At 48.1% G+C, this 12,619-nt stretch carries 9 protein-coding genes; all 9 read right to left on the reverse strand.

The window, feature by feature from the left end; translation table 11 throughout:
• Positions 1-13: 13 nt before the first annotated feature.
• Positions 14-1,621, reverse strand: coding sequence for a type VI secretion system protein TssA (tssA, locus tag MUU47_RS21870; protein WP_258990255.1), 1,608 nt, complete (start codon positions 1,619-1,621; stop codon positions 14-16).
• Positions 1,621-4,980 (reverse strand): ImcF-related family protein, encoded by a 3,360-nt coding sequence (locus tag MUU47_RS21875; protein ID WP_374684771.1) that lies wholly within the window; start codon positions 4,978-4,980, stop codon positions 1,621-1,623. The genes tssA and MUU47_RS21875 overlap by 1 nt, the downstream gene beginning before the upstream one ends.
• Positions 4,981-5,048: 68 nt before the next feature.
• Positions 5,049-6,230 (reverse strand): KPHS_23130 family T6SS system protein, encoded by a 1,182-nt coding sequence (locus MUU47_RS21880; protein WP_258990256.1) that lies wholly within the window; start codon positions 6,228-6,230, stop codon positions 5,049-5,051.
• Positions 6,231-6,261: 31 nt separating this feature from the next.
• A complete protein-coding gene (locus tag MUU47_RS21885; protein ID WP_258990257.1) occupies positions 6,262-7,197 on the reverse strand; it encodes a DUF4123 domain-containing protein in 936 nt (311 codons plus the stop codon).
• Between the two features lie 269 nt (positions 7,198-7,466).
• Positions 7,467-8,420, reverse strand: a complete 954-nt coding sequence (locus tag MUU47_RS21890) for a putative type VI secretion system effector (RefSeq protein WP_258990259.1) — start codon at positions 8,418-8,420, stop codon at positions 7,467-7,469.
• Between the two features lie 137 nt (positions 8,421-8,557).
• Positions 8,558-9,511, reverse strand: coding sequence for a putative type VI secretion system effector (locus MUU47_RS21895; RefSeq protein WP_258990260.1), 954 nt, complete (start codon positions 9,509-9,511; stop codon positions 8,558-8,560).
• 21 nt (positions 9,512-9,532) lie between these two features.
• Complete coding sequence (locus MUU47_RS21900) at positions 9,533-10,489, reverse strand: putative type VI secretion system effector (RefSeq protein ID WP_258990261.1); 957 nt, start codon at positions 10,487-10,489, stop codon at positions 9,533-9,535.
• A gap of 102 nt (positions 10,490-10,591) precedes the next feature.
• Positions 10,592-11,551, reverse strand: a complete 960-nt coding sequence (locus MUU47_RS21905; RefSeq protein WP_258990262.1) for a putative type VI secretion system effector — start codon at positions 11,549-11,551, stop codon at positions 10,592-10,594.
• A 102-nt stretch (positions 11,552-11,653) separates the two neighbouring features.
• On the reverse strand, positions 11,654-12,610 hold the full coding sequence (locus MUU47_RS21910) for a putative type VI secretion system effector (protein WP_258990264.1): 957 nt from the start codon (positions 12,608-12,610) through the stop codon (positions 11,654-11,656).
• Positions 12,611-12,619: the final 9 nt, after the last annotated feature.

Genomic DNA, 12,619 nt, shown 5'->3' on the forward strand with positions numbered 1-12,619 from the left:
TTTTATATTCTGGTTATTTTGTGAGTTCACTGCACAGCACCGCTGCACGAGCAGGATCAAGCGCAATCAGTCCGGAAAGCAGACTATCCATTTCTGGCTGCAGGCGCGTTTTGTCTGTTTCGTTACGGCCCGCTTTGGCGCGCAGTAATTTCAGTCGACGCGCTTTTACTTCAAACATCAGTTCCGGCGTCCACTGTTGCAGGGTGAGCGTCCTGGCGCTGCCGTCCAGCTCACCCAGCAGATGTAGCGCCATTTCGTTTTTGCCATACTGCTCGGCGACCCGCGCCATCAACAGCCGCATCAGCCACTGGTTACGTGGTGAGGTAAACCCCGGCCGCTGCTGAAGCCAGTTGAGTGCCGCCTCAATGCCATCGCTGTCCGCCTGCACCAGCACCTCGGGCTCAAGCGCAAGGATATCGTCCCCTGTCGATATGACGGCGCTGATTGCCCCGTCATTCCAGCCGGTCATGCAGTCCTGCACCTTTTCTTCAATCCAGCTCAGCGTAACCTCATCGGCAAAGGGCGTTCCGTCATTGAAAGCCAGTGCCTCCAGCCCCGGCAGACGGATCAATAACCCTTTCAGATCCCGGCAAATGATATCGGCACGTACGCTATCGCTATCGAGCTTGCCCAGCGCCAGCCAGGTATACCACTGCACATCCAGCCATAAATGGTTGACGCCCTGCGCCAGCAGGCTGTCGGCCTGCTCCAGCAGTTCTGACCAGCTTTGTTGCAGATATAACCGTTTGAGGTGAGCGCGATTATCTGGCTTTGGGGGGACCAGGCGAGTCCGGCCGCTGACATCCAGCGGTGGCAGTTCGGTCAGCGTATCCCAGCGAACGCTGGTCATCAGATGATGGCTCGCCAACCAGCCGCCGGGCTGGTCACGCAGATAATTGGCCAGTACTTTGGCCTGATCCAGCAAATCTCGCCCAGACGTTACGGCCGTCATCTCCGGGGCAGAAGACGTTGAAGGCGTGCTCGTCGTACTCTCTTCCCGTCTGGTTTGCGGAACCAGGCTATTTGCTCCGCCGCTCTGTATCAGTCGGTTTTCCAGCGCCTGATGCAGGGCTGAAAACTGTGGACGCGAAGCATTATCGGAACCGTTCATGGCCTGTTCTACCAGCAGCAGTGCGCCTGCTATACGCTGCATAACCGTGACGTCCACCTCCGGATACAACGACAGGCTGTCGAGAACCCGAGCGCTGCCAAGCCACTCCAGAGCAGATTTACGACTGCGATCGCGCTGCGGATGCAGCTGTCTCCCGAAGCGTTGCAACATCCCGGCCAACAATTCCAGCCCCTCAGCCAGCCCAACTTCCCCGTCCTGATGCAGACGGGCCCAGACATAAAAGGTGACCACCCGGAGATCTTTGCTGACCGTGGTCAGCAACTTTTCGCTCAGCGTACAAATCAGCGCGGTATCAATCCCGGACAGCTTGTTCACCTCCTCGCGAATTTGCTGGAAGTCATCGTCATAGCCAGGATCTTCGCCGGTCGGTGTATCACCATTCAGGGGAGCCAGCCATTTAACCCAGAGTTCACACTGCCCTCGGGCCTGCTCCAGCAGCACGCTTTCGTCAGCGGCACAGGCGAGGAGTAAGTTTTGCAGGGTCGCCATTATTGCGCTCCGTCCATGTCCATATTGTCGTTATTCGACGTGAATGCTTGTGCAGTAGCTGCCGCATCAACGCTGAAAATCTGCTCCGGCAGGTTGAAACCGCGCAAATCCAGCAGTGCCAGTGGACCTTTGCCGAGCTGTGAGCGCAGAACCCACTGCAAGGTGCGGCCATCCGGCGCATTGAAACTCATCATCCACTGGCTGCGATCGAGCTGTTTACGTTTACTTAGTTCAAGCCAGCGAATAAAGCCCCATGTGCCGTTGTAATCGCCAAACAGACGCGCCCCGGCGCTGGTGGAGATCCACGTCAGCATCGTGCCAGGCTTAAAGGTATCCCCCGGCCAGCGGAAAGACTGCCAGTCAGCCATCTGGTTGAAATAGCGCAAGCGCTGACCGTCGATGGTCAGCTGTGTTTCCACCACTTCAGGAGAAGGCCGGGCCTGCAGGTCAAAGCTGATCCCCTGGCTGCCGTCAGTAAAGAGAATGTCCGACAATTGGCTGAGCTGATTAACCGCTTTCAGGAATGCCGGGTTAAAGGTTAACCCCTGACTGTGAGCGCTATCCGGCACCCATTGGCTGCCCTCTTTGTGCAGCACACCGCTGAGCTCTGTGGTCAGGAACCTGTCGATGCGGCCACTGTCCTTGCGGATAAACTCCGCCAACATTGGCAGTGAGGCATCGCTTTTGCTTTCTGCAAAAGGATACCGACCGTCAAAGGCCGTGTGCCAGTTCGCCACCACTGAACGGCTCCAGCGGTCGTTAAGGCTGGCGGCTGACGGTTGCAGTACCGTTTCCCATGCCTGTGTCAGCGGCTGAACAAACAGAGTGTTACCAAACCCGCTCCACTCTTCCCCCAGACTTGCAGCCACGAGGCTACCGTACTGCTGGGTATCGGTCAGATCCACGCTTTTGCCCTGGAATACCGTCTGAGCCAGGGTTTGCATCATCTCCTGCGGATCGGAGGCACTCGCTACCTGCTGAAGACGCAGACGCACACGGGTAATACGGGTCAGATAGGTTTGCAGGCTGAGTGTGTCATCGGCTGACATAACATTGCCGGCCTTATTTTTCCCCATTAGCGTCAGCAGAGGTCCGAAGGTCTCATCCAGTGGCCCCTGCGGGCCAGCAGACCCCTGATCGATGGCGGGTTTGTCTTTATTGCCCATCAGGTCTTTCGCCGATTTGATAAGGGAGTCTGACAACCCTTCATTTTGCTGTCCCGTCTGCCCCTGCCAGGCTAGCGTATTCATCAGCGCAATCATCGGCGACTGGCGTACATCACTCATAAGCGTCAGTTGGTCGGTCACATCGGCAATATTGTTCGCGGGATTAAGCCTCAGGTTGTTAAGGAAGTTCAGCCAGCTACCGGCAAAATCGGTGAAGTAGCGCTGGGTAAGACGGGCCTTCAGGGCTTCTGGCGAAAGATCTGCGGAAACCGCTTTACGGCTGTCACTCAGCACCCAGTCGATTTCATCCCGACGAGAGGTCACGGCTTTCTCGATAGCCTGCTGTATTCCCCCTTCCCACGCCTGGCGGGTGAACATCCCCGGCACCACTTCATCGCTCTCGAACAGCCGACGCGCGTCCGTGCCATTAGTTATATCTTCGAGGGTGACGTCAGAAAAATTACGGCGGACTGATTTGAGCATGTTCTCGTACAGCGTGCTTTCCGCATTACGACGACCGATTTGCTGCAACAATACCTGGCGACTCTGGGCGACCAGCGAGGCATCCGGGATGATTTTCCACTGCGGTTGACGCGGCAATTCGTTGATATAAAACTCCCATAAATCCGGTGACAGACTCTGCCACAGTCCGGGAGAAATACCGTTCCGTGTCGGCTGAACCATTTTCATTGTCTGGGCGTAGAATTCGCCATCTGCCTTATCCGGACGCGCCATCATCTGCCATGCTTTCAGCTGGTCATAACCCGGTTTGGAAAGCTGCACCCGTTGTTCGCTGTTGGGCGCGGAGTTCACCAACGCATTCAGTTTCTGGCTCAGCGCGGCACTAGCCGGATCGCGAATAAGACGATTACTCGCCACGCCGTACCAGGGAAGCATGGCACTCAGAAGCTGCTGATTATGATCCAGACCAAAACGTTGATACCACGGGGTACCGTCCTGCAAATGGTATTGCAGTCTGCCCGCATCGTTTCGTAACGCATGAAGGGCGGTCAGTTGATAATCAGAGACTGAAGGACGCTCCACCAGAGCATGCGCTTTCTTTGCTACCGAAGAGATCTGGAGATAATTATGGCCAAAGGAGAGGAGAAGACCCGCGCTCCAGAGACCGATTAACGCCATCAACGACCAGGCCAGCGTTTGTTCCCAGGCCATACCCACGCGACGGCCGCGCACGCGGGTACAATCGTCGATGACCCCCTGCCATGTGAGCGGGAACGTCAGGGCGTGTTGTTGAGAGGGAAGCACCGTGCTATCTGCTACATTCTGCACATCGACTTCACCTGGCAACGTAGGCTTTTCTGCCAGGCTAAACATCAGGCCACGCAGCGGTACACGCTGCTGGGTGCCGTACAGCCACGGCGAAAGTAGCATTTTCCAGCGCTCGCTTTCGCCCTGCTCAAGCTCCTGCGAAAGCCGCAGCAGGAAGTCGTGAGCTCGATGTTCAGCAACCTGGGAAATACCCTGCTCGCGCAGCTGTGGCAGCAGTTTATTCAGCTGTACTGCGACATCTTCCAGCATCGCTTTGGCGTTTAAAGCCAAGCCCACGGACTGGGTTGTGCGTCCGGACTGTGACCAGGCACTTTCACATAGCTGCCACAACCACACCGGTGGCTGGTAGCGCAGCAACTCACCGATTTTCTCCAGCCCGCGCAGGTCGTTATCACTCATCTGCGGCGTGAGGGTCTGCCCCTCGCCGATCACCCGCACAATGCCATCCAGCGGACGACCACAGCGCAGTTTGCGCAGCGCGGTATATTTTTCGTTATCGATTTCAGCGGTCAGGCTGCCACCGTAAATCAGCACGGTGCGATTGCCTTCTAGCCACTGCTTTTCCTGTAGACCCGGAACCAATTGACTGATAGCGGCTTCGTCGCCGGTGACTAACAGGATGCGGACTTTTTGGCGCCAGAAGAGGTTGTATCGACGATGAAGATAAGTCTTGATTGGATCTTTTAATGATCTCTGTCTTTCACGTTTAGGTGGATTAGTTGGGCTTTGTTTTGAAGTGATAATATTACTTGAGTTAAATCGTAATCCCTTTTGGTAGCTCCAGACACCAATATTCATCAAAATCAAGAAAATTGAGAATAGCAGCATTATCCACAACCAAAAGCTAAGTTTTTCTTTTGTCTCAACCCAACCTAATGATCCCCCGAAATAAAAACACCCTATCCATGACAATAAACCAAAGATTAGAAAGCATAAGACTAAACCCAGAACTCTCCACGTTGTTGAAGACTTCAACTTTTGTTCTCCTCTTCCTTAAAGAAAGGTTTCACAACATTAAAAACGTATTCATCATCAATACTGCTCACTGATAGGATCGATTTACTTGTCGCATCTGCAAAATATAATGATAGTGATTGAACCAACCAGAAATGCTCATCACCCAACTGACCAATAGCCATATTCAGATCCTGTAGTTCGAAATCCCAGCGCTCATCATTAAGTGTGTCCATGCTACGAAACATATCGCTAATTTTTGCGATGTCATTAACATTCATGCCACTAAATAGCACTCTTGATGTTTTGGTAACTTCAGATTGATATGTCTTCATAAGGGTAAATTCTTCGCCAGCATATTTTTTTTGGCATGTCATTGGGCGTAAGACAGAGTTATAACCGCTGTTATCAAACAACTTATTCTTTTGAGTCATCATAATAATCGACGCATACTCAGTCCCGACAACAGCATTACTCCGAAGACTTTGCACGTCGATAGAAATAACAATGGTCAATTTATTTTTTTTAGCATTGATTACTTTTTCAAAAACACTCTCATATGAATTCTTTATGAAGAAATGATTCTCGATGCAATGAGATGGAAGTCCTATCGAAATCCAGCATTCCATAAATGTTGGAAATGATGAGTAATTATCATCATAGGCAAACACCACATCAAAAACACACGTTAATGAAAGCTTTTGTAGCGTCGCTCTGATTGACGAAAGGAGTTCATAGAACAGTTGCTCCTCTGTATAGGCAACATCCCCCACCTTGTGCAAGGTCATTGTCTGGCCATTGTATATAGCGCAGGCTGAACCTGCAGCAAGATCTTCCGGGTGAATATCAGCAGGAAGGAATAAGTGGCTTGCTGCAATCACAACTTCCTGGTTGGCCCATTCAGACCATTCTTTACGTAATGTTGTTGACTCCAGAAGATAGGCTTCATTGGCAGCGAGACACATTCCATAAAAATAAACCCTAAGGGACAAGGAAATACTGTATACACCGAATCCAATAATCAGGCATGGATAAAAAAAGCCCCATAAACTTTCACTCTCGATACTGCGAAGTGAATGTAATAGCCAGCTAATAAAAATAATCAACGATGAAACAGCTAGTAAAGAATAAAACCATCTCTTCCAATTAATCCTTCTTATTTTCTCACACGGCAACACAATACGCACTGGCCAACTCATGCTTTACTCCATAGGAAACAATAATATATCGCTAGGATAGATAGTTAAGAGTTTGTATTTCCCACATATTTTTATCAATTCGGGATCTAACTATATGATAGAGGGGAAGTCCATTATTAGCAGTGTCTTTAATATATTTTTCAAAAGTCGGGTTAAGGTAGAATCGCGAGGTGTTTATTAGTACATCAATACCAAAATCCACATAACCTTCATCTGATGTATCAAAATTTGATAAAAAATAACTCATGGCGGGATGTAATATGCGTGAGGCTTGTCTCTCACACATCCCTTCAGGGATATTCAACCGTCTGTATCTCTGCAACACCCTATTGATTCTAAAAATAACATGTAGTTTTGACAGGTTTGAATCAGTCAATCCTAATGAGTGGTTCAACTTTTTAAATACGCCACCATCTCCATTGAAAATTTGTGGCATTCCATCTCCATCGAGATAACACCACGCATTGATATTAGTTAATAATTGTTGTCTTTGCCAATCATCCAGAATATCGTAAAAACCACCAAATACAGCGGAATCAAAGAAGCGAAGAAGAATGCTACCCATGTTTTGCATTCTTTGAATTGCAATATGTGATATTTGTTCAGAAAAATCATTTATCGATAATTCCGTAGAGATCCATGAGCACACGATCCTTCCAATACCTTGACTCACATTCTCAGGCTTTAATTCATTTAAAGAATGCGTAATACTCGCCTCAAATAACGCAAGATCAGCAGGGATGTTTGAATCTAGTGATACCAACCATAAAACTAAAGATCCATCAAGTTCTTGATGCGGAAAACTGATGTGATGCTTATTATGTTTCATGAGCATTTCAAAAAAAATCGTACTCGCATGGTATCTTTCAAGTGTCGGGTCAATGATTAGAAAACATTTACCATTATTACCAAAAACCGCATCATGCAGTTTAACTTCCAATTCATGATGGTTATTATTTGTATCCATAATCAACATTCGCTGTAATAAAATCAAAATCAATTTTTCTGAATTTTATTTTAAGGTTAAAAAACCGACCCTGAGTAATTTCAGACTATAAGCTTTCACGATAATTACCCTAAAAGCCATACATAAGAGTTTTACATTCCTGATGGGAATAGAATAACTCTAATCATTAGCTATCCTTTATCGCTGCTTCCAGGGCTTTATCCTGCACCGCCAGACGTCTGTTAAATAACATGGCTCCAGGCACCACAGTTCCAATCTAAATGAACAGGTCAATAATAAAACCAGCTTTCCCCTGAGTATATAAACTTCCCACTGGGACAGGCCGGTTTATTCTTATCTCCGGGATCGTGCCATTTCCCTTCATCCATTAATCGCTGCTCTCGTTTTTTTGTTATTTTATTGAGATTGACTTTCGAGGCGTTTTTCATACCCAGCAAGCGGAATATTTCCTCCGCCAGTTTACAACGTGTCGGAGCGCAGGCTCTGTATGCAAAATATGCGATTCCTCCCGAAAAAAGCAGGTCGCCGCAGAGCATTATAAATATAGGGAACCCATAATATTCCCAAAACCCCCCTTCCCCCCCTTCTAATAAAAACCGTATAAGACAAACACCGTTAAACATTGATAACAATATCCCAGCCAATATGAACATATTTTTTGCTCGCCACAGTAAATGCGCATTATGTCCCATATCACATTTTGGGATAATTGATACTATTCGCTCTTTCGGAAGCGCAATCGCATAAACCTCATAGTGATCATGTTGCCATTCAGCCACCATCTCAACATCGTCCCCCTCCTGCAGGCGGGTGATACCCACCCAGCCCCGAAACGCTCTGCCGTTAATTATCCCCTGTACATATTCAGCCGTGTCATTAGATGACTCACTTTCTGCCATTATCACAGCCCCTACGCCCGGACTACCTGCCGCAATGGCCGCCGCTGCAGCCCCCGCACGCTGACCATCAGAAATCGTCGGCAGCGTGGATGTCCGATAGGCTTTAACATCAAAGTACTCTCTGAAACTTTCGTAGCTGAATGCCTCCAGCCGTCCACTGATTTTTTCCAGCAGGCCATACGGCGGCAATACCGGTGGCGGCGGCAGTTGCCGTGTCCACGGTCTGCCGTTCATCAGTTCGATTTCTTGCTTTGTGCGTAAGTCGGCTAATTTTTCGGGCTTAACAAATCGGGAACAGAGCTGTTTTTGTTCAAATGAAGTCATGAAATTTCCTTTATAGCCGCTTCCAGGGCTTTATCCTGCACCGCCAGTGTTCGGTTGAGTAGGGCGGTGTCAAACACATTTTTTTTACATCACAGCTGAATCTCATCACCCGATACCCGGACCGCTATCACCTGGAGTTAGTAATAAAACCAGTGTTCAAACAGGTGTCCAAATTTCCGACTCGGACGCGGGGGGCGAGTCTGGTCTGACGGGTCATACCATTCTCCCTTCTCTTTCTGCAGATTTTCTTTTTGTTTGGTTATTTTTTTTAGATTAACTTTTGAAATATTTTCCAATCCAATTAGCTTAAATATTTCCTCAGCCAGTTTACAACGAGTTGAAGCGCTGGATTTATAAGCAAAATATGCTATTAGCCCAGTAATGCCCAATGCGCCTGCCAACATAAAAACCGATGGACCAAGATAGCGGCCCCAAAAATCAATGTAGATATCATTACCAAACAAATTTTTTAATAGAAGAGAACCTATAAAAAATGACATCATTACTGTAGTAAGAATAAGCATGTTTTTTATCCTCCATTTTGCATGCGCGATATGTCCCATATCACATTCGGGGCACATCGATATAATTCTCTCTTCAGGAAGGACCATGGCATAAACTTCGTAATGGTCATGCTGCCATTCCACGGCCATTTCTACGACATCGCCGACCTGAACGCGGGTTACTCCAACCCAGCCACGGAATGGTTTTCCATTAATTACTCCCTGAATATATTCCGCAGAGCTGTTTGCCGAATCACTTTCTGCCATTATCACTGCCCCAACCCCCGGACTACCTGCCGCAATGGCCGCCGCTGCAGCCCCCGCACGCTGACCATCAGAAATCGTCGGCAGCGTGGAAGTCCGATAGGCTTTTACATCAAAATACTCTCTGAAACTTTCGTAGCTGAAAGCCTCCAGCCGTCCACTGATTTTTTCCAGCGGGCCATACGGCGGCAATACCGGTGGCGGCGGCAGTTGCCGTGTCCACGGTCTGCCGTTCATCAGTTCGATTTCTTGCTTTGTGCGTAAGTCGCTTAACTTTTCTGGTTGAATAAAGCGGGAGCTGACTATTTTCCTCACGTCGTTCATAACACATCCTTCCAGTATCAATCAGTAGTAATACCACTCACCCCGTGAGATCGGATACTTAGAACTCGGGCAAGCCGGCCGATCCTCGGTATCAGGCGGGTACCATTTTCCTTGAGTTTTCAACCATTTTATATGGGCCTTTCTTTTTTTCTTTAAATTAATACTTGCCGGGTTGACCATATCAAACAACCCTAATATTTCCTCAGACAACCTACAGGTCGTGGATGCATATTCTTTATAGGCAGAAAATGCAATGCCGCCTGAAACAAACGAAGCCACCCCTAGCATTATTAGCAATATCACCCTATTACTTCCCCAAAAACTAATGCGATCATGATTATCACCAACCACAAAATTCACAAAAAATGAAAAACCAATGATCGTTATTAACAATGAGGTTAAAATAACCATATTTTTAATTCGCCACCATGCATGGGCGATATGCCCCATATTGCATTTCGGGCAAATTGATATAATTCGTTCTTCCGGCAACGCGATAGCATAAACCTGGTAATGGTCGTGTTGCCATTCCACCGCCATTTCTACCTCATCCTCAGCCTGCAAACGCGTCTGTCCAACCCACCCGCTATAGGGTTTACCGTTAATACTGCCCTGAACATATTCTGCAGTATCCGTATGGTCGCCTTCCATCATCATCACGGCCCCCACTCCAGGGCTACCTGCCGCAATCGCCACTGCGGCAGCCGCTCCACATTGCACATCAGACGCACCCTGCAAGGTGTTTGTCCGGTATGCATCCGCATCAAAATATTCACGAAAACGTTCGCTCCTGAAGGAGTCCAGTCGCCCGCTTATTTTTTCCAGCGGACCAAAAGGGGGTAATACCGGCGGCGGTGGCAGTTGCCGTGTCCACGGTCTGCCATTCATCAGTTCGATTTCTTGCTTTGTGCGTAAGTCGTCTAACTTTTCGGGCTCAACAAATCGGGAGCAGAGCTGTTTTTGTTCAAATGAAGTCATGAAATTTCCTTTATAGCCCCTTCCAGGGCTTTATCCTGCACCGCCAGACGTCTGTTAAATAACATGGCTCCAGGCGCCACAGTTGAAATCTAAATGAACAGGTCAATAATAAAACCAGCTTTCCCCTGAGTATATAAACTTCCCACTGGGGCAGGCCGGTTTACTCTTATCACCCGGATCGTGCCATTTCCCTTCATCCATTAATCGCTGCTCTCGTTTTTTTGTTATTTTATTGAGATTGACTTTCGAGGCGTTTTTCATACCCAGTAAGCGGAATATTTCCTCCGCCAATTTACACCGTGTCGGAGCGCAGGCTCTGCACGCTGAAAATGCAATCAGCCCACTAAAAGCCAGTGCTAACCCAAACATCATTAATAAAAAAAATGAATATTCTTTCCAAAAATCAAAATTCCCCCACCCTGTCTCATTTAATGATTTAATGAAGCAAACTAATATAAACATAAACATAAACATAGTAGTTAGAATAAACAGATTCTTTATCCGCCACAACGCATGTGAAATATGCCCCATATCACATTTTGGAATAATTGATACTATTCGCTCTTTCGGAAGCGCAATGGCATAAACCTCATAATGGTCATGTTGCCATTCAGCCACCATCTCAACATCGTCCCCCTCCTGCAGGCGGGTAATACCCACCCAGCCCCGAAATGCTCTGCCGTTAATTATCCCCTGTACATATTCAGCCGTGTCATTAGATGACTCACTTTCTGCCATTATCACAGCCCCTACGCCCGGACTACCTACCGCAATGGCCGCCGCTGCAGCCCCCGCACGCTGACCATCAGAAATCGTCGGCAGCGTGGAAGTCCGATAGGCTTTTACATCAAAATACTCTCTGAAACTTTCGTAGCTGAATGCCTCCAGCAGTCCACTGATTTTTTCCAGCGGGCCATACGGCGGCAATACCGGTGGCGGCGGCAGTTGCCGTGTCCACGGTCTGCCGTTCATCAGTTCGATTTCTTGCTTTGTGCGTAAGTCGGCTAATTTTTCGGGCTTAACAAATCGGGAACAGAGCTGTTTTTGTTCAAATGAAGTCATGAAATTTCCTTTATCGCCGCTTCCAGGGATTTATCCTGCACCGCCAGCCGTCTGTAAAATAACATGGCTCCAGGCACCACAGTTGAAATCTAAATGAACAGGTCAATAATAAAACCAGCTTTCCCCTGAGTATATAAACTTCCCACTGGGGCAGGCCGGTTTACTCTTATCACCCGGATCGTGCCATTTCCCTTCATCCATTAATCGCTGCTCTCGTTTTTTTGTTATTTTATTGAGATTGACTTTCGAGGCGTTTTTCATACCCAGTAAGCGGAATATTTCCTCCGCCAGTTTACAACGTGTCGGAGCACAGGATCTGCATGCAAAAAATGCTATCAAGCCAGAAATAATAATTGACCCACCAAACATCGCAAGCGAAGGAAAAAGATATGCCATCCCAAAGCCAACATATTCTTCATCACCAAATGAATTTTTTAGCACAAGCGAACCTATAAATAAAAACATCATTATAACCATAAGCATTAACATATTCTTAATTCGCCATAATGCATGTGAAATATGCCCCATATCACATTTTGGAATAATTGATACTATTCGCTCTTTCGGAAGCGTAATGGCATAAACCTCATAATGGTCATGTTGCCATTCAGCCACCATCTCAACATCGTCCCCCTCCTGCAGGCGGGTAATACCCACCCAGCCCCGAAACGCTCTGCCGTTAATAATCCCCTGCACATATTCAGCCGTGTCATTAGATGACTCACTTTCTGCCATTATCACAGCCCCTACGCCCGGACTACCGACCGCAATGGCTGCGGCTGCAGCCCCCGCACGCTGACCATCAGAAATCGTCGGCAGCGTGGATGTCCGATAGGCTTTAACATCAAAGTACTCTCTGAAACTTTCGTAGCTGAATGCCTCCAGCCGTCCACTGATTTTTTCCAGAGGGCCATACGGCGGCAATACCGGTGGCGGCGGCAGTTGCCGTGTCCACGGTCTGCCGTTCATCAGTTCGATTTCTTGCTTTGTGCGTAAGTCGGCCAATTTTTCGGGCTCAACAAATCGGGAGCAGCGTTGTTTTTTTTCAAATGAAATCATGAAATATCC

The sequence above is a fragment of the Scandinavium hiltneri genome (genome assembly GCF_024764835.1).
GTDB classification, from domain to species: Bacteria; Pseudomonadota; Gammaproteobacteria; order Enterobacterales; family Enterobacteriaceae; genus Scandinavium; species Scandinavium hiltneri.

Bases quoted from the DNA above. Each gene is read 5' to 3' on its own strand.
- tssA (WP_258990255.1), bottom strand. From the start codon at position 1,621: ATGGCGACCCTGCAAAACTTACTCCTCGCCTGTGCCGCTGACGAAAGC.
- MUU47_RS21880 (WP_258990256.1), bottom strand. From the start codon at position 6,230: ATGAGTTGGCCAGTGCGTATTGTGTTGCCGTGTGAGAAAATAAGAAGG.
- MUU47_RS21885 (WP_258990257.1), bottom strand. From the start codon at position 7,197: ATGGATACAAATAATAACCATCATGAATTGGAAGTTAAACTGCATGAT.
- MUU47_RS21890 (WP_258990259.1), bottom strand. From the start codon at position 8,420: ATGACTTCATTTGAACAAAAACAGCTCTGTTCCCGATTTGTTAAGCCC.
- MUU47_RS21895 (WP_258990260.1), bottom strand. From the start codon at position 9,511: ATGAACGACGTGAGGAAAATAGTCAGCTCCCGCTTTATTCAACCAGAA.
- MUU47_RS21900 (WP_258990261.1), bottom strand. From the start codon at position 10,489: ATGACTTCATTTGAACAAAAACAGCTCTGCTCCCGATTTGTTGAGCCC.
- MUU47_RS21905 (WP_258990262.1), bottom strand. From the start codon at position 11,551: ATGACTTCATTTGAACAAAAACAGCTCTGTTCCCGATTTGTTAAGCCC.
- MUU47_RS21910 (WP_258990264.1), bottom strand. From the start codon at position 12,610: ATGATTTCATTTGAAAAAAAACAACGCTGCTCCCGATTTGTTGAGCCC.